Source organism: Loktanella sp. IMCC34160, assembly GCF_004145845.1.
GTDB lineage: Bacteria > Pseudomonadota > Alphaproteobacteria > Rhodobacterales > Rhodobacteraceae > SELP01.
In genome coordinates, this window is the sequence record NZ_SELP01000002.1 from 154,203 (window position 1) to 176,419 (window position 22,217).

Annotated in this window: 22 protein-coding genes; 15 read left to right on the forward strand and 7 right to left on the reverse strand. The window is 65.2% G+C overall.

Annotation, left to right across the window (positions count from 1 at the left end):
* Positions 1 to 109: 109 nt before the first annotated feature.
* The gene (locus EU803_RS05050) at positions 110 to 865 is read left to right on the forward strand and encodes a class II aldolase and adducin N-terminal domain-containing protein (protein WP_207209168.1); all 756 of its coding nucleotides are present in this window, start codon (positions 110 to 112) and stop codon (positions 863 to 865) included.
* Positions 866 to 933: 68 nt separating this feature from the next.
* On the opposite strand, the gene EU803_RS05055 is transcribed toward EU803_RS05050, so the two are convergent.
* A complete protein-coding gene (locus EU803_RS05055) occupies positions 934 to 1,863 on the reverse strand; it encodes a LysR substrate-binding domain-containing protein (protein ID WP_129680450.1) in 930 nt (309 codons plus the stop codon).
* Between the two features lie 109 nt (positions 1,864 to 1,972).
* Here EU803_RS05055 and EU803_RS05060 point away from each other — a divergent pair, with 109 nt between their 5' ends.
* From EU803_RS05060 to EU803_RS05090, 7 genes are all read left to right on the forward strand, one after another.
* Positions 1,973 to 2,443, forward strand: coding sequence for a TRAP transporter small permease subunit (locus EU803_RS05060; RefSeq protein ID WP_129680452.1), 471 nt, complete (start codon positions 1,973 to 1,975; stop codon positions 2,441 to 2,443).
* Positions 2,440 to 3,750 (forward strand): TRAP transporter large permease, encoded by a 1,311-nt coding sequence (locus tag EU803_RS05065; protein ID WP_129680454.1) that lies wholly within the window; start codon positions 2,440 to 2,442, stop codon positions 3,748 to 3,750. The genes EU803_RS05060 and EU803_RS05065 overlap by 4 nt, the downstream gene beginning before the upstream one ends.
* A 53-nt stretch (positions 3,751 to 3,803) precedes the next feature.
* On the forward strand, positions 3,804 to 4,802 hold the full coding sequence (gene dctP, locus EU803_RS05070; RefSeq protein ID WP_129680456.1) for a TRAP transporter substrate-binding protein DctP: 999 nt from the start codon (positions 3,804 to 3,806) through the stop codon (positions 4,800 to 4,802).
* Positions 4,803 to 4,863: 61 nt separating this feature from the next.
* A complete protein-coding gene (locus EU803_RS05075) occupies positions 4,864 to 5,958 on the forward strand; it encodes an FAD-dependent oxidoreductase (protein ID WP_129680457.1) in 1,095 nt (364 codons plus the stop codon).
* On the forward strand, positions 5,939 to 6,235 hold the full coding sequence (locus EU803_RS05080) for a (2Fe-2S)-binding protein (protein WP_129680459.1): 297 nt from the start codon (positions 5,939 to 5,941) through the stop codon (positions 6,233 to 6,235). Before EU803_RS05075 ends, EU803_RS05080 begins: the two co-directional genes overlap by 20 nt.
* Positions 6,228 to 7,619: an NAD(P)/FAD-dependent oxidoreductase gene (locus tag EU803_RS05085; RefSeq protein WP_129680461.1), complete on the forward strand. Its 1,392-nt coding sequence runs from the start codon at positions 6,228 to 6,230 to the stop codon at positions 7,617 to 7,619. The genes EU803_RS05080 and EU803_RS05085 overlap by 8 nt, the downstream gene beginning before the upstream one ends.
* Positions 7,620 to 7,629: 10 nt before the next feature.
* Positions 7,630 to 7,974: a RidA family protein gene (locus EU803_RS05090; protein ID WP_129680463.1), complete on the forward strand. Its 345-nt coding sequence runs from the start codon at positions 7,630 to 7,632 to the stop codon at positions 7,972 to 7,974.
* Between the two features lie 39 nt (positions 7,975 to 8,013).
* Here EU803_RS05090 and EU803_RS05095 read toward each other — a convergent pair whose 3' ends face one another.
* From EU803_RS05095 to EU803_RS05105, 3 genes are read right to left on the reverse strand one after another with little or no spacing between them, the layout of a single operon-like run.
* Positions 8,014 to 9,159, reverse strand: a complete 1,146-nt coding sequence (locus EU803_RS05095) for an iron-containing alcohol dehydrogenase (RefSeq protein ID WP_129680465.1) — start codon at positions 9,157 to 9,159, stop codon at positions 8,014 to 8,016.
* Positions 9,156 to 10,535 (reverse strand): aldehyde dehydrogenase family protein, encoded by a 1,380-nt coding sequence (locus EU803_RS05100; RefSeq protein ID WP_129680467.1) that lies wholly within the window; start codon positions 10,533 to 10,535, stop codon positions 9,156 to 9,158. Before EU803_RS05100 ends, EU803_RS05095 begins: the two co-directional genes overlap by 4 nt.
* The gene (locus tag EU803_RS05105) at positions 10,532 to 11,881 is read right to left on the reverse strand and encodes a glutamine synthetase family protein (RefSeq protein ID WP_129680469.1); all 1,350 of its coding nucleotides are present in this window, start codon (positions 11,879 to 11,881) and stop codon (positions 10,532 to 10,534) included. Before EU803_RS05105 ends, EU803_RS05100 begins: the two co-directional genes overlap by 4 nt.
* A 326-nt stretch (positions 11,882 to 12,207) precedes the next feature.
* On the opposite strand from EU803_RS05105, the gene dusA reads away from it, so the two are divergent.
* Positions 12,208 to 13,197 (forward strand): tRNA dihydrouridine(20/20a) synthase DusA, encoded by a 990-nt coding sequence (gene dusA / locus EU803_RS05110; RefSeq protein WP_129681556.1) that lies wholly within the window; start codon positions 12,208 to 12,210, stop codon positions 13,195 to 13,197.
* A 380-nt stretch (positions 13,198 to 13,577) separates the two neighbouring features.
* Here the strand turns inward: dusA and EU803_RS05115 are convergent, their stop codons facing one another.
* Entirely contained in the window at positions 13,578 to 14,207 is a 630-nt protein-coding gene (locus EU803_RS05115; RefSeq protein WP_129680471.1) for a 50S ribosomal protein L25/general stress protein Ctc, read from the reverse strand.
* Between the two features lie 158 nt (positions 14,208 to 14,365).
* On the opposite strand from EU803_RS05115, the gene EU803_RS05120 reads away from it, so the two are divergent.
* Positions 14,366 to 15,517 carry an MFS transporter gene (locus tag EU803_RS05120; protein WP_129680473.1) on the forward strand — a complete coding sequence of 384 codons (1,152 nt, stop codon included), beginning with the start codon at positions 14,366 to 14,368 and terminating at the stop codon, positions 15,515 to 15,517.
* 195 nt (positions 15,518 to 15,712) lie between these two features.
* On the opposite strand, the gene EU803_RS05125 is transcribed toward EU803_RS05120, so the two are convergent.
* Entirely contained in the window at positions 15,713 to 16,879 is a 1,167-nt protein-coding gene (locus EU803_RS05125) for an alpha-hydroxy acid oxidase (protein ID WP_129680475.1), read from the reverse strand.
* A gap of 178 nt (positions 16,880 to 17,057) precedes the next feature.
* Here EU803_RS05125 and EU803_RS05130 point away from each other — a divergent pair, with 178 nt between their 5' ends.
* The 3 genes from EU803_RS05130 (at position 17,058) to EU803_RS05140 (ending at position 19,340) form a co-directional block, all read left to right on the forward strand.
* Positions 17,058 to 17,783, forward strand: coding sequence for a ZIP family metal transporter (locus tag EU803_RS05130; RefSeq protein WP_129681558.1), 726 nt, complete (start codon positions 17,058 to 17,060; stop codon positions 17,781 to 17,783).
* A 73-nt stretch (positions 17,784 to 17,856) separates the two neighbouring features.
* Positions 17,857 to 18,636, forward strand: a complete 780-nt coding sequence (locus EU803_RS05135) for an extensin family protein (protein WP_129680476.1) — start codon at positions 17,857 to 17,859, stop codon at positions 18,634 to 18,636.
* Positions 18,633 to 19,340, forward strand: a complete 708-nt coding sequence (locus EU803_RS05140; protein WP_242494285.1) for a DUF4336 domain-containing protein — start codon at positions 18,633 to 18,635, stop codon at positions 19,338 to 19,340. Before EU803_RS05135 ends, EU803_RS05140 begins: the two co-directional genes overlap by 4 nt.
* Here EU803_RS05140 and EU803_RS05145 read toward each other — a convergent pair.
* Complete coding sequence (locus tag EU803_RS05145) at positions 19,337 to 20,329, reverse strand: DUF2125 domain-containing protein (protein WP_129680478.1); 993 nt, start codon at positions 20,327 to 20,329, stop codon at positions 19,337 to 19,339. The genes EU803_RS05140 and EU803_RS05145 overlap by 4 nt on opposite strands.
* Before the next feature lie 68 nt (positions 20,330 to 20,397).
* Between EU803_RS05145 and EU803_RS05150 the strand changes: the two genes are divergently transcribed.
* Both EU803_RS05150 and EU803_RS05155 read left to right on the forward strand, forming a co-directional pair.
* Positions 20,398 to 20,925, forward strand: a complete 528-nt coding sequence (locus tag EU803_RS05150; RefSeq protein WP_129680481.1) for a gamma-glutamylcyclotransferase — start codon at positions 20,398 to 20,400, stop codon at positions 20,923 to 20,925.
* 163 nt (positions 20,926 to 21,088) lie between these two features.
* Positions 21,089 to 22,216, forward strand: a complete 1,128-nt coding sequence (locus EU803_RS05155; protein ID WP_129681562.1) for a biopolymer transporter ExbB — start codon at positions 21,089 to 21,091, stop codon at positions 22,214 to 22,216.
* Position 22,217: the final 1 nt, after the last annotated feature.

Genomic DNA, 22,217 nt, shown 5'->3' on the forward strand with positions numbered 1-22,217 from the left:
CAGATAGGGCAACGGTGTCGCCTGTCGACGGGGCGGATGATCGGGCTTGCCAGCCGCCCCCGGCCCGGACCATGCTGCGCGCAACATGCCAACCAAAAAGGGCCACGCCATGACGAACCTTGCTCCCGTTCCCAACGTCACCCATTGGCCCGAACGTGCCCAGCTTGCCGTCGCCTTTCGCTGGACCGCGCGGCTGAATTTCCACGAGGCGGTTGCCAACCATTTCAGCCTTGCGGTCAATGACGATGGCACAAAGTTCCTGATGAACCCGAACCAGCGGCATTTCGCGCGGATCAAGGCCTCGGACCTGCTGCTTCTGGACGCGAACGACCCGACCACGATGGACCAGCCCGACGCGCCGGACCCGACCGCCTGGGGGCTGCATGGGTCGATCCACCGGCTGGTGCCCCATGCCCGCTGCCTGATGCATGTCCATTCGATCCACGCCACCGTGCTGGCCTGCCTTGCCGACAGCACCCTGCCGCCGATCGACCAGAACACCGCCACCTTCTACAACCGCTATGTCGTCGACGAGGGCTTTGGCGGGCTGGCCTTCGAAGAGGAGGGAACCCGCTGCGCCGGGATGCTGTCGGACCCGAAGAAGAAGGTGATGATCATGGGCAACCACGGGGTGCTGGTGATCGGGGACTCGGTCGCCGATACCTTCAACCGGCTCTATTACTTCGAACGCGCGGCAGAGACCTATATCCGCGCCCTGCAAACCGGACAGCCCTTGCGGGTTCTGAGCCATGAGATCGCCGAAAAGACCGCGCAGGAACTGGACGATTACCCCGATCAGGCCGAGCGGCACCTGTCCGAACTGATGGCGATCCTTGACGATGAGGGATCGGACTACGCCCGCTAGCGCGGGAATGGGGGCAACGGGAACAGACCGGACCGGGGGGCGGTCAAGGCGGGGGCTGACCCCGGGGCCTAGGCCAGAACCTGTTCGATCTCCTGCTGCATCCGGCGCACCCCCGCATCCAGCTGCGTGATGAAGGCCCGCGCGGTCAGGGATTGCGTGGCATAGCCCGGCGTCAGGATCGACACGCTGTTGGTGATCTTCGGGCTGAACCGGCGGATGGCCAAGGTCTGTGGCGTCGCGCCCTGCAACAGGTGCCCGTAGGCCGAAATCATATCGCAGACCATATAGCACATGCCGGCGGCAACGAATTGCAGGCCGGGCAGAAAGGTCCGTAGTTCCAGCCGCTTGGTGAACTTGCACCCCATCCGGACAAAGGCGGCCTCGGTCTGGGTCGCGGTGGGGTGTTCGTCGAACAGCACCGCCATCGGTTTCCCGTCCAGATCGGCGGGGGTGATTTCGTCCCGATCGGCAAGCGGGTCATTGGCGGGCAAAACGCAGACGCAATCCAGTTCATAGTCGATCTGGTCGATGGACGAGCGCCGCGCCGGGGTTTCGGCAAAGCCGATGTCATATTGCTGCGAGGCGATCAGGTCCTCGATCACGTCAGACGACCGCATGATCAGCGCGACCTCCAAGTCGTCCTTGCCGCGCAGAAATTCGGTCAGAAGCCGGGGCATGAAGATGCCCGAGGCGGCGGGGTGGCAGGCGATGCGCAGCTTGCCTGCCTCAAGCGCCCGGATGCGGCTGACCGTGCGCTCGGTGCGCTCCAGCCGGTCAAGGATGCCGTTGCATTCCTCAAGGAAGAACCGGGCTTCTGGCGTAGGGCTCAGCTTGCCATGTTCACGGACGAACAGCTTGAACCCCAACTCCTCTTCCAGCGTGGCGATCATCGTGCTGACGGCGGGTTGGGTCCGCCCGACCGTGCGCGCCGCCTGACTGATCGAGCCCGAGCGCATGACCTCGCGGAAGGTGGTGATCTGGCGGATCGAAAGGTTCATCTATCCATAAATCCAATTTATGAAATCAGAGATATTTTTAAATTGATTTAATACGGCATGTCCAGCGATGCTTTGCCAAAGCGCGGGGATAACCCCGACGGAGGGACAATTGGACAGATTCGCAAAATACACGCTGACAGCGTTGATTTGCATCGTGGCACTTGGACAATTCGTTCAGGTGATCACACGCTATGTGCTGGAAATTCCGGTGATGGGGCTTGAGGAAACCATGCTCTATCCGACGCTCTGGCTGTATATCCTCGGGTCGGTCAACGCATCGCGGGAAAACACCCATATCCGGGCCAACGTGCTTGAGATCTTCATCAAGACCGACCGGGGGCACACGATCCTGGCCATCGTCGGAGAGATCATCAGCCTGACAGTCGGCCTGTGGCTGCTGAGCTGGGCCTGGGACTATACCCGCTACGCCTGGCGGGTCTGGCGCGAAAGCCCGACCCTTTACATCCCGACCTTCTATTCCGACATCGCGCTGCTTGTGGGCCTTGCGCTGATGATGATCTACACCGCCTGGCACCTGCTGCGCCATGTCCGGGCCCTGCGTGACGGAGCCCCGGCATGATCGAGATCGCGCTTCTGGCCATTGCCGTTCTGGTTATCACCCTGACGCTGGGCGTGCCGCTGCCCTACTGTTTCGGCGCCGCGCTGATGGTGATGTATTTCATCGGCGACGTGACGATGAAGGGCATGATGCTCTGGGGGATGCAGCAGATGGGCAACCCGGTGCTTCTGGCCATCCCGTTGTTCGTTCTTGCGGGCACAATCATGTCCGAAAGCGGGATCGCGGCCTCGCTTTTGCGGTTCGTCAATGCCTTCATCGGCCATATCCGCGGCGGTCTGGGCGTGGTGGCGGCGGTGTCCTGCGCGGTGATCGGGGCCATTTCCGGTTCGGGCCTGACCGGGATCGCGGCCATCGGCCCGCTTCTGATCCCCGAGATGGAAAAGCGCGGCTATCCCCGCGAATATGCAACCGCGCTGATTGCCAACTCGTCCATCCTTGGCCTGCTGATCCCGCCTTCGGTCACGATGATCGTCTACGGTTGGGTCACCGACACGTCGATCCTTGCCTGTTTCCTTGCCACGCTTGGGCCGGGCCTGCTGATCATGACCTCGTTCTCGGTCATCAATCTGTGGATGAGCCGCAAGTTCAACCTGATCCTCGACGACAAGCCGAGCTTCAGCGAGTTGTCGGGCGAGGTGGCCAAGCGCGGCATTCATGCCTTCCCGGCGCTGCTGATGCCTGTGATCATTCTGGGCGGCATCTATGGCGGGGTCATGACCCCGACCGAGGCCGCCGCCGTGGCCGTGATCTATGCCGTGCCGGTCGGGTTCCTGATCTACAAGGGGCTGAAGTGGCACAATTTCCTGTCCGCCGGGAAAGAAGCCGCGACCGCCGTCGGCGCAATCATGTTCATGATCCTCTTCTCGATGATCCTGTCCCAGATGTTCGTCTATGAAAGCATCCCGCAGCAACTGGTGCAGGGCATCTTCTCGATCACCGAGAACAAGGTGCTGTTGCTGATCATGATCAATATCCTGCTGTTCCTTGTGGGCATGGTCGTCAACGACGTGACCGCGATCATCCTGATTGCGCCGCTTCTCTTGCCGCTGATGCAGGCGATCGGGGTCAGCCCGGTGCAATTCGCCGCGATCATGGGCGTGAACACCGCGATGGGCGGGGTGACGCCGCCCTATGCCTCGATCCTCTATCTGGGCGCGCGGATTGGCAAGGTGAAGGTGACCAAGGTGATCCCGCCCGCGATGAAGCTGATCCTGTTCGGCTATGTCCCGGTTGTCTTCCTGACCTCGCTTTGGCCCGATCTCTCGCTCTACCTGCCGCGCCTGTTCGGCTATGACGTGGCCCCCTGATCCAAGACCTGAACAAAACCCCGTAACCATCTGACCAACTGGAGGAACCTCAAATGAAACATGCGATGCTTGCCACGGCAACAGCCGCCCTGATGGCCCTGGCCCCCCTGGCCCAGGCACAGGACCTGAAGATGAGCCACGTGCGCCCGCAGGACGCCACCATTGACGTGGAACTGCGCGCCTTTTCCGCAGCCGTAGCCGAAGCGACCGGCGGCGACGTGAATGTCGAAATCTTCCCGGCCTCGGCGCTGGGCGACTACACCACCGTGCAGGAACGGATCAGCGTTGGCGCCATCGACATGGCGACCCAGCCGGCCGCCACCGCGGCCGACCGCCGGATGCAAATCTCGTCCTTCCCCTATCTGGCCGGGAACTGGGATCAGGCCCGCGCGGTCTATGGCCCCGGCGGGGTCGTGCGTGAAACCATGGCTGGCCTTTACGGCGAACAGGACATCACCATGCTGGCCGCCTATCCGGTCTATTTCGGCGGGATTTCCCTGAACGTCGAAAACCCTAATGCCGGGTCGGTCGAACCGAACGGGATCAAGGTCCGCGTGCCGGGGATCAAAAGCTTTCAGCTGACCGGCGAAGCGCTGGGCTATATCCCCGCGCCGATCCCCTTCTCCGAAGCCTTCACCGCCGTGCAGACCGGTGTGGTTGACGGGGTGATCGGGTCGGGTGCGGAAGGCTACTATGCCTCTTTCCGCGACGTGACCAAGACCTACATCCCCGCCAACACCCACTTTGAAGTCTGGTACATGATCATTTCGAACGAAAGCCTTGCCGGGCTGTCCGAGGAAGATCAGGCCGCGCTTCTGGAACAGGCCGCCGCCTTCGAGGCGACCCGCTGGGATGTGGCCGAGGCCGATCAGGGCCGCAACGAACAGCGGCTGGTCGATGAACTGGGCGCGACCGTGGTTGCCCTGTCGGATGCCGAACTGGCCGCGATGGCCGAAAAGGTTCGCGCCGATGTCTGGCCCGCCGTGCTGGAAGACGTGGGCGTCGAATGGGGTCAGTCGATCCTGGATCAGGTCGCGGCTGCGGCCAACTGATTGCACAACCGCTGGGGCGGCCATCGCGCCGCCCCATGCACGACAACAAACGGGGCAGGGCATGGGAACCGATTACGTCATCATCGGAGGAGGGGTCGTCGGCCTCTCGGTCGCCTGGGGGCTGCTCAAGCGCGGCCACACGGTGACCGTTCTGGATGGCGACGATGGGTCGTTTCGGGCCAGCCGCGGGAACTTCGGTCTGGTCTGGGTTCAGTCCAAAGGGATGAAGCAGCCGCGCTATGCGCAATGGTCGCAGACCTCTGCCGCGGCATGGGCCGACTATGCCGCCGAATTGCAGGATGCCACCGGCCACGATCTGGGCCTTGAACAGCGCGGCGGCTATGACCTGCATTTTTCAGAAGAGACCCTGCAGGAGACCGTCGATCAATACGAGGTGTTGAAGGCCAAACTGGGCGGGGATTACCCCTACGAGGTTCTGGGCCACAACGCCCTGCGCAAGGAAGAACCGCATATCGGGCCAAAGGTCGTTGGCGCGATCCTGCATCATCAGGACGGTCACGCGAACCCGCTGCGCCTGTTGCTGGCGCTGGCCGACGATGTGCGGCGCATGGGTGGGCGGGTGCTGACCGGCAAGACCGTCACCGATGTCTCGAAACCGGATGGGTTCCGCGTGACCTGTGCCGATGGGACGATCGTCGAAGGCGGCAAGGTGGTTCTGTCCGCGGGGCTGGGCGCGATGCAGCTGGGTCCCAAACTGGGCTTCAGGGCGCCAATCCGGCCGCAGCGCGGGCAGGTCTTGATCACCGAAAAACTGCCCAAGATCATCAATCGCCCTTCGCTCATTGCCCGTCAAGTCGACGAGGGCGGCATCCAGATCGGCGCAACCAATGAAGAGGTCGGACTGGACGACAGCGTGACCCAGACGGGGTTGTCTGGCCTCGCCGCCGAAGCGATTGCAGCCTATCCGATCCTTGGTCGCGCCCAACTGGTCCGCAGCTGGGGTGCGCTGCGGGTTCTGTCGCCCGATGGCCTGCCGATCTATCAGCAAAGCGCCGAGATGCCGGGGGCCTATCTTGTCACCTGTCACAGCGGCATCACCCTGTCGGCGGCTCACGCCCGGCTTTTGCCTGACTGGCTGGACGGCACCGCCGCCGCCCCGGATCTGGAGGTCTTCAGTGAAGCCCGCTTTTCATGAAATCGACCCCGCGCCGGTGCGGGTCGCCGTCCGTTTCGACGGGCAGGAGTTGTTGCTGCCCGAAGGCGCGAACCTTGCCGCGTCGCTTTTGGCGGCTGGGATCGTGTCCTTGCGGGACACGCCGGTCAGCGGGGCGCCCCGCGCACCCTTTTGCATGATGGGCACCTGTTTCGATTGCCTTGTGCAGATCGACGGTGTGACCCGGCAGGCCTGCATGACCGAGGTCGCCGAAGGGATGGAAATTACCCGCCCGACACGGGAGGCGGCGGATGATTGACTTGGCGATCATCGGGGCCGGTCCTGCCGGCATGGCCGCCGCGGCCGAGGCGGCGGGCAGGGGCCTGTCGGTCTGCGTGCTGGATGAACAGGCGCGGCCCGGGGGCCAGATCTATCGCGATGTTGACCGGGCGGCGGGGACGCTCGGCGCGATCCTTGGTCCGGACTATGCCCATGGGGCGACCCTGAGCGGGGCGCTGCGCGACAGCGCCGCCCGGCATGTGACCGGTGCCGTGGTTTGGGCCATCGAGACGGATGACGCGGGGTTCACCGTGAACTACACCCGCGACGGGGCGTCGGCGCAGATCCGGGCCGGGCGCATCCTGCTGGCGACCGGGGCGCTGGAACGGCCCATGCCGCTGCCGGGCTGGACCCTGCCGGGGGTGATGACCGCCGGGGCGGCGCAGATCCTGCTGAAGCAATCGGGGATCGTGGCGGACCGGGCGGTGCTGGTCGGTTCCGGCCCGCTTTTGTACCTGATCGCGGCGCAGATGGTGCGGGCGGGCACCCCGCCGCTGGCGCTGGTCGAAACCCCGGCGCGGGGCGATTTCGCGGGTGCGCTGCGGCATCTGGGGGGCGCCTTGCGCGGCTGGCGATACCTGATGAAGGGCGCGGGCCTTCTGGCCGCGATCCGGCGGGCGGGCGTGCCCCGTTATCGCGCCGCGACTGAGATTTACATCGAAGGCATGGACCGGGCCACGGCGGTCCGGTTCCGCGCCGGCGGGCAGGACCATCGGATCGGCTGCGACACGGTCCTGCTGCATCAGGGCGTTGTGCCAAACACACAGGCCGCGCGGTCCATCGGCGTGCCGCATCTGTGGGACGATCAGCAACGCTGCTTTTCGCCGGTCGTCGATACATGGGGCGGAACCGCGGTGCCGGGCGTCTTTCTTGCGGGGGACGGGGCCGGGATCGGCGGCGCGAAACTGGCCGAGGTCGCGGGCCGGATCACGGCGCTGGCCATCGCGGCCGAGGCCGGGTGGATCACCCCGGCAGAGCGGGACCGCGACGCCGCGCCCTTGATGGCCGCGCGCCGGGCCGAAGGGGCGGTGCGCCCCTTCCTGGATGCGGCCTATCCGCCCGCAGCCGCGCCGATTGCCGATGACACCATCGTTTGCCGGTGCGAGGAGGTTACCGCCGGGGCGATCCGTGGCTATGCCAAGTTGGGCTGCACCGGCCCTAATCAGGCCAAGGCCTTCGGCCGGGCTGGGATGGGTCCCTGTCAGGGCCGATATTGCGGGCTGACGGTTACCGCGCTTTTAGCCGAGGCGACGGGGCAGACCGAGGACGAGACCGGATACTACCGCATCCGGCCGCCCCTCAAGCCCGTGACGCTGGCCGAACTGGCGGCAATGGATGCCCCGCACAAGGACGCGGCAGAATAGGAGTTTCGCGATGATCGAACGGATCGACACGGGCGAACGGATGAGCAAGATCGTCAAGCACAATGGCGTCGCCTACCTGTGCGGGCAGGTCGGGGCAGGCGACAACGTGGCTGAACAAACCCGCGATTGCCTGTCCAGGGTCGAGGCACTGCTGGCGCGGGCCGGGTCTGGCCCGGACCGGATGTTGCAAGCCATCGTCTGGCTGGCTGACATGGCCGATTTCGCCGAGATGAATGCGGTTTGGGACGCATGGGTGCCGGCAGGCCACGCCCCGGCGCGCGCCTGCGGCGAGGCGAAGCTGGCCCGCCCCGAGTTGAAGGTCGAGATCATCGTCACCGCCGCCTATGACGGCTAGACCGCCCGCCCGTGGTAATCCGGGCAGGCGCGCGTTGGCCTAGAGCACCTCTTCGAACAGCGCCCGGACGTTCGCTTCGGTGAGGGTGACGGGGTTTCCGCCGCAGCTTGGGTCGGACAGCGCCCCTTTGACCAGCCGGTCCATGTCCGGGTCGGTTACCCCAAGGTCCGACATCCGTTTCGGGATACCGAGGCTGTCGTTGAACCGGTCCACGAAGGCGCAGAACCCGTCAAAGCCGCCGTCGACTCCCAGATAGCCCGCGACCGCGTCGAACCGGCCCCGGATCGCATCCGCGTTCAGCCGCAGAACCGCGGGCATGCAGACGGCGTTGGTGGTGCCGTGGTGGGTGTGGTGCATGGCGCCGATGGGGTGGGACAGCGCGTGGATCGCGCCGAGACCCTTCTGGAAGGCCGTGGCCCCCATCATCGCCGCAGACATCATATTGGCGCGGGCCTCGAGGTCGGTGGGGGTGGCATAGGCGCGGGGCAGATTGTCGATCACCAGCCGCATCCCTTCCACCGCGATCCCCTGGCTCATCGGGTGGTAATGCGGGCTGGAGAACGCCTCGACGCAATGGGCGAAGGCGTCCAGCCCGGTGCCCGCGGTGATGAAGGCGGGCATGCCCACGGTCAGTTCCGGGTCGGCGATGACGACCGAGGGCAGGACCTTGGGGTGGAAGATGATCTTCTTCTCGGCGGTTTCCGAATTGGTCAGCACGCTGGCGCGCCCGACCTCGGACCCGGTCCCGGCAGTGGTCGGCACGGCGACGTTGGGATAGATTGCGCCAGCGTCCGCGCGGGTCCACCAATCGCCGATATCTTCGAAGTCCCAGACCGGGCGGGTCTGACCGGCCATGAAGGCGATCATCTTGCCAAGATCAAGGCCCGACCCGCCGCCAAAGGCGACCACGCCATCGTGGCCACCGTCGCGGAAGGCCGCGACCCCGGCGGCAAGGTTCTTTTCATTGGGGTTGGGGTCCACATCGGCAAAAAGCGCCCGGCCCATACCCGCGCCCTCCAGCACGTCAAGCGCGGTCTGGGTGACGGGCAGGGCGGCCAGCCCCCGGTCGGTGACCAGAAGCGGGCGGCTGATCCCGGCGGCCTTGCAGGCCTCGGCCAATTCCTTGATCCGGCCCGCGCCAAAGCGGATCGCGGTGGGGTAAGACCAATTCGCGGTTGGGCTCATGTCGTGACTTTCTTCAGATGATAGGATTTCGGACGGGTCAGGTTCTGGTAGCCGATGACGGACAATCCGCCGCCCCGGCCGGTGTTCTTGCAGCCGGTCCAGCACAGGCCCGGATCAAGGTAGTCGGCCCGGTTCATGAATACGGTGCCGGTCTCAACCCGGTCGCCGACGCGCATCGCCCGCTCCAGATCGGACGTCCAGAGGCTGGCGGTCAGGCCGAATTCGCTGTCGTTCATCAGGGCGACGGCCTCGTCGTCCGAGGACACCTTCATGATGCCGACGACCGGTCCAAAGCTTTCGTCGCGCATGACCCGCATGTCGTGGGTGACATTGGTCAGGATCTGCGGGGTCAGATAGGCCCCGCCGTCGTCTTCGGCGAAGGTGGGGATATGGGCCACGGCGCCATCGGCCACGGCCTCGGCGATCTGGGCGCGGACCTCGGCGGCAAAGCGGGTGTTGGCCATCGGGCCGATGGTGGTGTCGGGGTCCAGCGGGTTGCCCAGCCTGTAGCCCTTCACCAGCGCCACGGCCTTGTCGACGAAGGCGTCATACAGGCTTTCGTGCACATAGATCCGTTCGATCCCGCAGCAGCACTGCCCGGCGTTATACATGGCCGCGTCGACCAGCGTGTCCACGGCGGCGTCCAGATCGGCATCGTCCATGACATAGCCCGGATCCTTGCCGCCCAGTTCGGTGCCGACCCCAGTGAAGGTGCCCGCCGCCGCCCGTTCCATCGCGGCCCCACCGCCGACGGACCCGGTGAAGTTGACGAAGTCGAACGCCCGGTCCGCGATCAGCGCGGAGGTGGTGTCATGGTCAAGGAAGACGTTCTGGAAGACGTCCTCGGGCACCCCCGCAGACTGGAAGGCGCGGGCCATGCGTTCGCCCACCAGAAGGGTCTGGGTCGCGTGTTTCAAAACCACCGTATTGCCCGCGATCAGGGCCGGGGCGACCGTGTTGATCGCGGTCATATAGGGATAGTTCCAGGGGGCCACGACAAGAACGACCCCATGCGGCACCCGGCGGATATAGCGCTTGAAGGTCGCGTCTTCGCCCACCTCGATATCGGCCAGCGCGGTTTCCGCGATCTCGGCCATATAAGTGGCCCGTTCGTTGAAGCCACCGAATTCGCCGCCATAGCGGACCGGGCGGCCCATCATATGCGCCAGTTCGGGGACGATCTCGTCGTTCATCGCGCCCACGGCGGCAACCCCGGCCAGAACCAGCGCGATCCGCTCGGTCAGAGGGCGGGCGGCCCAATCGGCCTGTGCGGCGCGGGCGCGGTCGGCGGCGGCGCGTGCCTGATCCGGGGACAGGCTGTCCCGTTCGGCATAGACCGATCCGTCGATCGGAGAGATACAGCGAAGCGTTGTCATGCTTTTTCAAGCCCTCTGGCAATTTCGTAGTCGGTGACCACGCGGTTGAACTCTTCCAGCTCCCATTCAGCGGCGCGGGTGTAATGGGTGATCACGGCCTCGCCAAAAGCCTCTTTCAGCATCTCGGATCCCATCATCGCATCGCGCGCGTCGCGCAGGGTCAGGGGGATGCGGGCCGCCGCGCCGTCTTCATAGGCATCGCCCTTGAAGGGGGCGGGCAGGGGCAGCTTCTCCTCGATTCCTTTCAAGCCCGCGGCCAGCATGGCGGCCTGTGCCAGATAGGGGTTCATATCCGCCCCCGGCACCCGGCATTCCACGCGCACGCCCTTTGTCCCGTCGCCGCACAGGCGGAAGGCCGCGGTGCGGTTGTCCACCGACCAGACCACCTGCGTCGGGGCGAAGGTGCCCTTGGCGAAGCGCTTGTAGCTGTTGACATAGGGGGCCATGAAATAGGTGTAATCGGCCGCGTATTTCAGCAGGCCCGCCATGTAGTGGTCCATCAGTTCGGACTTGGCAAGCGGGCGGTCGGGGTCGTGAAAGGCGTTCTTGCCATCCGACCAGAGCGACTGGTGCACATGGGCGGCGCTGCCGACGCGGTCATGGTGCCACTTGGGCAGGAAGGAGGCCGCCGCGCCGTTCAGATGCGCGATTTCCTTGATCCCATGCTTGGCGATGGTGTGATGGTCGGCGGTGGCCAGCGCATCGGCGTATTTGATGTTCAGCTCTTCCTGACCCGCCTCGGCCTCGCCCTTGGACCCCTCGACCGGGATGCCCATGGCCCGCAAGTGATTGCGGATCGGGCGCATGATCGGCTCTTCCTTGGAGGTCTGGAAGATGTGGTAATCCTCGTTGTAGTTCGAAATCGGCTGCAGCTTGAACCCGTTCCGGGCGATCTCGTCATGGGTGCCCTGAAAAAGGAAAAACTCCAGCTCGGTCGCCATGATCGGGTCGAACCCCATGGCGCGGGCGCGGGCGACCTGACGTTTCAGCATCTCGCGCGGGGAATGGGGAACCGGGGCGTGGCTGTGGTGGTCCTGCACGTCGCAAAGGCACAGGGCGGTCCCGTCCAGCCAGGGCACCGGACGCAGGGTCGACAGGTCGGGCTTCATCACATAGTCGCCATAGCCGCCCCGCCAGCTGGTCGAGGCATAGCCATCCGGCGTGGCCATCGCCAGATCGGTCGCCAGCAGGTAGTTGCAGCAATGGGTTTCATCCTCGGCCATCTCCAGAAAAGCCTCGGCATGGAACCGTTTGCCCATCAGGCGGCCTTGCATGTCCACGATGCAGGTCAGGACCGTGTCGATCCGGCCTGCGGCGATCTGTGTCTTAAGCTCGTCAAAGGTCATCTGTCACCGGTTCGGGTTGGGGCCGGGACAGGCAGACCCGGCAAATGGAATCAGTCGTCCCGCCGCGCGGGCCCTGTCAAAGCTTCTGCCGAGTTTCCGGATTTGACCAGCCTTCTTGACCGGATTTGCCCGAATTTGGGGGTGGTTTGCGTGTTTTTGCCCGAATGGGGTCGGAAGACTTGTGATGAGCGGCCGAAAACGGGTGCAGTTTGCCCGACCTGTCGTGCCTCCTTTGCGCCTTTGACAAGACGGGGCCGGAATGGCACTTCGGCACTCCAGATGCAGGATGACACGACCCGATGACCGGACCAACCCAGACCAGACCGATGGACAGGGCCGCCGTGACCCGCGCGGCGCGGCTGTCGGTTGCGCCGATGATGGACTGGACGGACCGCCATTGCCGCTATCTGCATCGGCTATTGTCGCGCAACGCGCTTCTTTACACCGAGATGGTGACGGCCCCGGCGATCCTGCATGGCGACCGGGACCGGCTGTTGGCCTATGATCCGGCGGAACACCCTGTGGCCCTGCAACTTGGCGGGTCCGATCCGGCAGAGCTTGCCGCGGCGGTGCAGGTCGCCAACGCCTACGGCTATGACGAGATCAACCTGAACGTCGGCTGCCCGTCGGACCGGGTGCAGTCCGGGGCCTTTGGCGCGGTGCTGATGAAATCGCCCGACCTTGTGGCCGACTGCGTCCGCGCCATGCAGGACGTGGCCGGGGCGGAGGTCACGGTGAAATGCCGGATCGGGGTCGATGAACAAAACCCCGAGGCGGTTCTGCCCGACTTCATCGAGAAGGTGGCCGCTGCGGGCTGTCGCCGGTTTGCAATCCACGCCCGCAAAGCCTGGCTGGAAGGGCTTAGCCCGAAAGAGAACCGGGACATCCCGCCGCTGGACTATGATCTGGTTCTGCGGATGCGGGCGCGGTTCCCCGATTTGCACCTGTCGGTGAACGGCGGCATCACATCGCTGGATCAGGCCGAGGAATTTCTGGACGCCGGGATGGATGGGGTCATGGTCGGGCGCGCGGCCTATCACCAGCCCTTCGACATTCTGGGCGCGGCGGACGCGCGGATCTGGGGGGACGGCGGGGCAGGGCGGACAGCCGAACAGGCCGCCCGCGACATGCTGCCCTATATCGAGGCGCATCTGTCGGCTGGCGGGCGGCTGAACCAGATCACAAGGCATATGCTGGGGCTGTTCGCCGGACGTCCGGGCGCGCGCGGCTGGCGGCGGCACCTGTCAGAAAACGCCCATCGGGACGGGGCCGGGCCCGAGGTGGTCGAGGCGGCGCTCGGTTTTGTCGAAATCTGACGCGGATCGAAGGGTCTTCGCCATTCTCTTGGAAAACAGCGAAGGGCGACTTTGAGCCCAAGTTTGACGTTTAGCAGGAGGCCCATCGGCGGACCGCGGGATGGCGATCAACGCCGGTGCTTTGCGCTTTATCTCTGCCACGCTCGCGCTCCGCATGAGCGATGCACCCAGTCCCGCAAAATCGCCAGCCCCGTGGGCGGTCTGGCGATGGGCCGGCACCTTCGGTGCTATTCGGCCCGGGCCAATGAATGGCCGTTTCGTCCTGCAAAGCGGAGGTTTGCCGGTTCGGGGCTTTGCATGGAGGGCCGCGAGAAAGGCCACCCCAGAAAAGAAAACGGGACCCGAAGGCCCCGTTTCCAAAGATCAGGACTACCGGAGGATTACTCCTCGGCGGCTTCTTCCTCAGCCTCTTCGCTCTCGTCGTTTTCTGCCGAACGCAGGCCCGACGGGGCGGAAATGTTGGCGATCACGAAGTTCCGGTCGATGGTCGGCTTGGCGCCGCTCGGCAGGGTCACGTCGTTGATGTGGATCACGTCGCCAACCTGCAGACCGGTCAGGTCGACAGTCACCGATTCCGGAATGTCGCCGGCCAGAACGTTCAGTTCCACCTCGGGACGAACGACGGTCAGAACGCCGCCCTTCTTGATGCCCGGAGCGGCCTTTTCGTTTTCGAACTCGACATGCACGAAGATGTTCACGCGGCTGGTGCGCTTCAGGCGCATCAGGTCGACGTGGGTCGGCAGGTCTTTGACGACATCGCGCTGCACGCCGCGGCAGATGACGCGGACGTCATCGTGGCCATCAACCTTCAGGTTGAACAGGGTCGACAGGAAGCGACCGGCCTTGAGCTGCTTGAGCAGAGCGTTGAAAGGGATGTTGATCGGAAGCGGATCAGCGCCGCCACCGTATACAATGCCTGGTACGTCGCCGTTACGGCGAGCTTGACGAGCGGCCCCCTTGCCTGTCCCCGTCCGTACCGTGGCGTTCAGATCAGGGATCTCACGAGCCATGGTTTTCTCCATTGGGTTATGGGCCGCCCTCCAAGGGTGTGCGACCCGGTAGAAGCCGCGCGTATAAGGCCGATTCCCCGGTTTGGGAAGGGCAAATGTTGCCGCGCGAAACCGAATGTGACTTGCCAAGGGGCTGTTTCCCGCCCAAGTCTCCGGCCATGTCTGTTGTGAGCGCTATCAGCCTGTCCCGTCGCCCCTCTGCCGCCTTTGCGGCGGTGGGGTTGTTCTGGGGTACATTCGCCGCCTATGTGCCGGTGATCAAGGCCCGTCTTGGGGTCGATGACGCGGTGTTCGGCCTGCTTTTGCTGGGGTCCGCGGTGGGGCTGGTTACCGCCATGTGGCTGGCGCCGCGGGCCGACCGGATCTTTGGCGCGCGCGGAATGCAGGTGGCGGCGGCCCTTTTTGCGGGGGCGGTGCTGCTGCCGGGGATGGCGACGGTGGGGATGGCGTTTGCCCTTGCGATGGTCGCGGTGGGCATGGCCTCTGGCCTGTTGGATGTGATCATGAATGCCCGTGTTGCCGACCTTGAAGCGCGGCACAGCCGGGCGCTGATGAACGCCAACCACGGGATGTTTTCGCTGGCCTATGGCCTGTCCGCGCTGCTGTCCGGTGCCTTCCGCGAGGCGGGCTGGCCGCCCGAGCAGGCCTTTGCCGCGCTTGCCCTGGGGATCGTCGCGCTGGCCCTGATCCTGCGGATGGACCGCGACACCCTGTCCGAAGAAGAGGCCAGCCATACCGGGGCTTTCCCGTTCTGGCCCGTCTTCCTGTGTGGGGCTGTGGTGTTCGTGGCCTTCACCTCGGAGGCCACGGTCGAGGCCTGGTCGGCGCTGCACGTGGAACGGACCCTTGGCGGCGGCGCGGCCGAAGGCGCGCTTGGCCCGGCCACGCTGGGGCTGACCATGGCGGTGGGGCGGTTCGGAGGGCAGGCCCTGTCGGAACGGTTTTCGGAACTGACCGTGATCGTCGTGGCCGCGCTGATGGCGGCAACCGGGGCGGTGATTGTCGCTGTCGCGCCCACGCCTGTCGTGGCCTATGCGGGATTTGGTGTGCTTGGGCTGGGGGTATCGGTGATCGGGCCGGTGGGGCTGGCACTTGCGGGCAAGGCCGTGGCGGCGCGGCACCGGACCGACGCGATTGCCCGCGCGGCGGTGATGGGATTTTCCGGGTTCTTCGTGGCGCCAATCCTGATGGGCACACTCAGCCAGCTGTTCGGGCTGCGGGTGGCCTTCGGCAGCGTTGCGATCCTGATGCTGACGGCGATCCCGCTTGCGCTTGCCGTGCGGCGGCGGGGCAAGGGGGTGGTGGGTTAAGACCCACCTTACGTTAGGGGCTCTGCCCCTTTGGCCCTACCGGGCCAATCACCCCGGGATATTTATTGACCCAAAGAAGGGGGCTGGGCTCAGCCTTCAATGTTCTTCGGGTTCGAAATATCCTCTGGGGGCCATGAGTTTGCAGGTGGGGGGCGAAGCGCCCCCCGGGTAAGGTGGGTCTCGACCCACCGCCCCCTAGGCTTGCCAACGTCCTTCGAAATCCTCGGGCACCAGAACCACGTCGCGGTCCAGCGTCCTCACGTCCCGGCGGCCGCACAGGGCCATGGAAATATCCAGTTCCTTCTGGATCACCTCCAGCGCCTTGGTCACGCCCGCCTCGCCCATGGCGCCCAGCCCGTAGATGTAGGACCGCCCGATCATCGTGCCCTTGGCCCCCAGCGCCAGCGCCTTCAGCACGTCCTGCCCGGATCGGATGCCACTGTCGAGCCAGACCTCGGTCTGATCCCCCACCGCCCGGACGATCGAGGGCAGCACCCGGATCGACGACAGCGCCCCGTCGAGTTGCCGACCGCCGTGGTTTGAAACGATGATTGCATCCGCCCCGATCTCGACCGCCTTTCGGGCATCCTCGACGTCCAGAACGCCCTTAAGGATCACCTTGCCGCCCCATTTTTCCTTGAGCCGGGCAATCATGGACCAGTCAAGCTTGGGTTCGAACTGTTCCGCCGTCCAGACCGCCAGCGACCGCATGTCGGACGCGCTTTTGGCGTGGCCGATGATATTGCGGAAGCTGCGCCGCTTGGTGCCCAGCATGCCCAACCCCCAGCGCCAGCGCATCGACAGGTCCAGCAGGGTCGCGGGGGTCAGTTTCGGCGGCGCAGAGAGGCCGTTTTTCAGATCCTTGTGCCGCTGACCCAGAATTTGCAGGTCCAGCGTGATGACCAGTGCCGAGACACCCGCCTTCTTGGCGCGTGCGATGATGTTGTCGACGAAATCCTCGTCCTGCATCACGTAAAGCTGGAACCAGAACGGCGCTTTCGTGTGTTCGCGCACGTCCTCGATCGAGCAGATCGACATGGTGGACAGGGTGTAGGGCACCCCGAATTTCTCGGCCGCGCGGGCGGCCTTTATCTCTCCGTCCGCGCATTGCATCCCGAGCATCCCCACCGGGGCGAGCGAGACAGGCATCGACACATCCTGCCCGATCATGGTCGCGGCGGTCGTCCGGTTCGACATATCGACCGCCACCCGCTGCCGCAGCCGGATCTGTTCGAAATCAGAGGTGTTTTCCCGGAACGTCTGTTCGGTCCAGCTGCCCGATTCCGCGTAGTCGTAGAACATCTTCGGGGCCCGCCGTTTGTGCAGGCGTTTGAGGTCGTCGATACAGGTAATCACGGGCATGGGCGCGTTTCCTTGAAATTGGTAAAAATAAATTACCAAAATAGGCGATGTGGCTCAAGTGACATTTTGTCTCTTGTCTTGCCGGGGGCGCGGGTGTGCAAAGGTCGCAACCGCAACCGGAGGGCCTGATGTGTCCATCATACTGATCGGCCTTCTTGCCAGCCTGGGTGCAGGCATGATGACGGCACTGGGCGCGCTTCCGGTTCTGTTTGGCAGGGCCATGTCGCGCCGGTCGGGCGACATGCTCTTGGGTTTTGCCGCCGGGGTGATGCTGTCGGCCTCTTACTTCTCTCTCATCCTGCCGGGGCTTGGCGCGGCGGAAGGGCTTTATGGATCGGTCGCGGTGGCGGCCGGGATCGCGGCGATTGGCATCGCGCTGGGGGCGGCGGCGGTTGCGGCGCTGAACCACGCGCTGCCGCATGAGCATTTTCAAACCGGGCCGGAAGGGTCGGATCCGCATGGGCTTGCACGGATCTGGCTGTTCGTGATCGCAATCACCATCCACAACTTTCCCGAAGGCATGGCCGTGGGCATCGGGTTTGGCGGCGGCGATCTGTCGAACGGTTTTTCGCTGGCCACCGGGATCGGGCTTCAGAATGCGCCTGAAGGGCTGGCGGTTGCCGTGGCGCTGATGTCCCAAGGCTATGGCCGGGGCCGGGCCTTTACCATCGCCGCGCTGACCGGTCTGATCGAACCCTTGGGCGGGCTTCTGGGGGTCTGGCTGATCCATGTGTCGGTGCACATTCTGCCGATCGGGCTGACCTTCGCAGCCGGTGCGATGCTTTACATTATCAGCCATGAGATCATCCCGGAAACCCACCGCAAGGGAAATCAGGAACGGGCAACCGCCGGGTTTATCGTGGGGCTGATCCTGATGATGGTTCTGGATGTGACACTGGGCTGATCGCCGCCGGTGCCGGTTGCCTGTTTCGGCGCCCCGGGCGATACTGCCCGACATCCCTCTTCTGGCGAGTCTCATGCGGTTAACTTCGGTTCTGGTTCTCCTTGCGGCAATTGCCGTCTCTGCCGCCCCCGTTTGGGCCGATGCCCCGGGCCGGTCGCTGCGACCGGTGGCCCGCCCGCTGACCGCCCCTGCCGATCCAACCCTGCCCGAGGCCCGCGCCGAGCGGGCGATCGTGGCGCTGTCGCCGCTTGCCGTGGCCCGGTCGTATCGTCCGGCCCGCCGCCCAACCGCGATAGAGCGCCGGGCCGAGGAGGCGCGTCTGGCCAGGCTGCGCGGACAGGTCTGCGGTGATCCGGACATTCAGGGCGAAGAGATCGGCACGGTCAGCGGCGCCGGGGCCTGCGGGGTAGAGGGCGCGGTTCGGGTCCGGTCCATCCTTGGCGTCCGGCTGAGCCAGCGCGCGGTGATGGATTGCACCACGGCGCGCGCGCTGAAGACATGGGTGGCGCGTGGCGCGATCCCGGCGGTCGGGAACGAAGGCGGCGGCATCGCGCAGTTGCAGGTCATGGGCCATTATGCCTGCCGGGGCCGGAACAATCAGCAGGGCGCGCGCCTGTCGGAACACGCCTTTGGCCGGGCGGTGGATGTGGGCGGCATGACCCTGCGGGACGGATCACAAATCTCGGTCCTGCGGGGCTGGGGCACAGGGGATGACGGGGCGCAACTGCGGCAGATGCACCGCGCGGCCTGCGGCACCTTCGGCACCGTGCTGGGACCAGAGGCGAATGCCTATCACCGGGACCATTTCCATTTTGACACGGCACGATATCGCAGCGGAAGCTATTGCAGGTGAGCGGGCACACAGAGGCCCTGACAGAGTTTGCGCCGGGCCTATGGCTGGCCGCGGGGCCCGTGGTGGACGGCGCGATGGGGTTCCGCTTTCCGACCCGCATGGCCGTCCTGTCGCTGCTGGACGGTGGGCTGCTGGTCTGGTCGCCGGTGGCCCTGACGCCCGGACTACGACAGGCGGTCGATGCGATTGGCCCTGTTCGCCAGATCGTTGCACCGAACGGGCTGCATTTCATGTTCCTTGGCGACTGGGCGGATGCCTATCCAGAGGCGGCAGTGATCGTTGCGCCCGGCGTCCGGGGCAAGGTGCCAGACCTTCGTGCCGCGACGGAGTTTGGCGCCGAGGCGCCAGAGGGGTGGGCCGGGGCAATCGACCATGTGCTGATCGAGACGAAGATCATGACCGAGGCGGTCCTGTTTCAGCGGCACAGCGGCACGGTTCTGTTTACCGATCTGCTGCAACAGCATCGACCGGGGTGGTTCCGGGGATGGCGGGGATTGGTTGCCCGGCTGGACGGGATGGTTGGGGCAGCGCCCGCCGTGCCGAGAAAATTTCGGGTGGCGTTGCGCGACCGGGCGGCCGCGCGGAATGCGGTGCGCCAGATCCTGAACTGGCGCACAAAGCGGGTCGTGATGGCGCATGGCGCACCTGTCACCCGGGACGCCCCCGCCTTTCTGGCCCGTGCCTTCCGCTGGCTGCGTCCCTAGCGCAGGCGCGGCGCGGGGCCTAGCGGGAAGGGACCAAGGCTCATCCTGCCGTTCTGAAAGATCAGGGGCAGGGTCACGGTTGGCCCGCCATTGGCCATGCTGCGGCCCATGTTGACCCACGTTGGGGCGACGCCGGGGTCGATCGCCCCTGCCGCGACGGCAAGGTCGATCATCCGTTCCCAGCCCGTCGCGCCAATCTCGATCCGCCCGTCGGGGGTGCCATCCGGGGCGATGGTCAGGTCACCCGTCGCGGCCAGCGTCATATCGGCCCAGACGATCCGCGCATCCCGCAGGGTGATCGCCTGAAGCGCCGGTGCCGGACCTGACCCAAGGTGCCGGTCCAGCGGGCGGTCAAGGGTCAGGGCGCTGTCGGCCCGGACCATGGCCACGGTGCCGGGCAGAGTGCCCTCTGGGTCGATCAGGGCCTTGACCGTCTCCGGCAGGGCGATGGCCTCCAGATCTGTGAACAGGTCATAGGTCGCGCCATCCTCTGCCGGGGTCGGGCGCAGGGCGGCAAGGCCGCGTGCGGCGGCCAGCGCGGTCCCATCGGGCAGCGCCAGACGGATCGGCCCGGTTTCTGCGGTCAGCGCGGTCAGGGGCAGATCGGTTGACAGATCAACCGACCCGCTGGCCCGCAGCCCGTCCGAGGTGACAGTGATCGACTGTCCGGGGGCGAGCGTGATCACCTGTTCGGGCGCGAAGGCGGCAATGACGTGATTGGGCCGGTAGGACAGGGCCAGGACCTGCACCCAGGGCGCGGACCAGCCTGCACCAGTGGTTGGATCGGCAATGGTGAAATCGGTCAGCGTGGTGTCGAACCGGCTTGGAAACCCGCGCGTGGTCAGGCCGGCATATTGCACAGTCAGCCCCTCGGCGGTCATCCCGTCCAGCGCGGTCTGCGCGCCGCCGCGGATCTGATTGGCACCAACGGCCCAATACCCGCCATAAAGCCCGGCAAGGACGAGGGCGAGAACGATCAGTTTGCGCATCGGGGCAGGGCCTTTCCCATTGGGTTCGAAACGTGTTTATAGGGGCCACTAAGCAAAGGGCCAGAGGCATGTGGGTTTTCGGATACGGATCGCTTTTGTGGAACCCCGGGTTCGACCCCGTGGCGCGGCGCCGCGCGGTTCTGGCCGATTACCACCGGTCGTTCTGCATGTTGTCGATCCATCACCGGGGAACGGTGGATCATCCGGGGCTTGTCCTTGCGCTGGATGAAAAGCCGGGCGCGACCTGCACCGGCGTCGCCTTTCAGGTGCGCCCGAGCGAGGAGGACACGGTTCTGTCCTACCTGCGAGAGCGGGAGTTGATCTCTTCCGCCTATGTCGAGCGGCATGTGGGCCTGACCCTGGACGACGGTGCCGAGGTCGAGGCGCTGGCCTATGTGATCGACGGCGCGCATGAGCAATATTGCCAGTTCCCGCTGGAACAACAGGCGCGGATGATCGCCAGCGCCGTGGGCGGGCGGGGGCCGAATACGGAATACCTGTTCAATACCGCCGACCATCTTGCGGAAATGGGCATCCGCGACGCGGAAATGGAATGGCTGACGACCCGTGTCCGGGGCCTTCTGGACGGCAAATAGCGGCGGAGGCCCTACACGATATTTTGGTTGGGTTTTGGGGGCATCCCCACTATGTTGGGGCCGAGCAGAAAAAAGCCGAGGATAAAGTCCTGTGACGGACATCCGCGAGACCGAACCGGACACCAACGTCTATTTCACCCAGCCCGTGCGGCAGATCATCTCGATGCTGGTCGCCCTGGGGCTTGTCGGTGCGGGGGCCTATGTGGCCTTTGGCGCGATTGCGGCCGTATTTCTGTCGAACGTCTATCTGAACGGGCTGATCCTTGCGGTCTTTGTTCTGGGGGTGCTGTCCTGTTTCGCGCAGGTGGCGCAGCTGATGTATTCCGTCCGCTGGATCGAAGGGTTCGCCCGCGCGCGCGATGTCAACGCGGCCCCGTCGCTTCTTGCGCCGCTGGCCACGCTGATGCGGTCACGTGGCGCTCGGGCGCAGATCTCGTCGACGTCCAGCCGGTCGATCCTTGATTCCGTCGCCAGCCGGATCGACGAGGACCGCGAGATTACCCGCTATCTGGGGTCGACGCTGATCTTCCTTGGCCTGCTTGGCACCTTCTACGGGCTGGCGACGACGGTTCCGGCGCTGGTGGAAACCATCCGGTCGCTGACCCCGGTCGAAGGGGAAACCGCGACAGATATCTTCGTGCGGCTTCAGGCGGGGCTGGAAAGCCAGCTTGGCGGCATGGGTACGGCATTTTCCTCATCACTCCTCGGGCTGGCGGGGTCCTTGGTTGTGGGGCTTCTGGAACTTTTCGCGGGGCACGGTCAGAACCGGTTCTATCGCGAATTGGAAGAATGGTTATCGTCGATCACCCGGCTGGGCTTTGCCAGCGGGGAAGAGGGCGGCGGTGCCGATACCAGCCTGCTGGCGCAGGTCGTGGACCATATGGCCGAGCAGATGGAATCCCTGGCCCAGATGTTCACCCAGTCCGACATCAGCCGCGCCGCTGTGGATGACAAGCTGGGCGAACTGGCCGGGGCCATGACGACCCTGTCGCGGAAGCTGGATCAGGATGACACCCGCGATGCGCTGGCCCGCGTGGCCGATGCACAGGAACGTCTGGTGGACAAGTTGAAGGACAGCGGCATGGAGGGGATCGACGCCGAAAGCCGGATGCGGCTGCGGTCGATCGACGTGCAATTGCTGCGGGTTCTGGAAGAAATGACCGCCGGGCGGCAGGAAAGCCTGACCGAGTTGCGCGGCGATATTGCAGCCCTGACCAGTGCCCTGCGCGCCACCGCGGCCGCGCCGCGCCCCGGCCGTCCGCCCCGTCCGAAACCCAGCGAAGAGGGCTAGG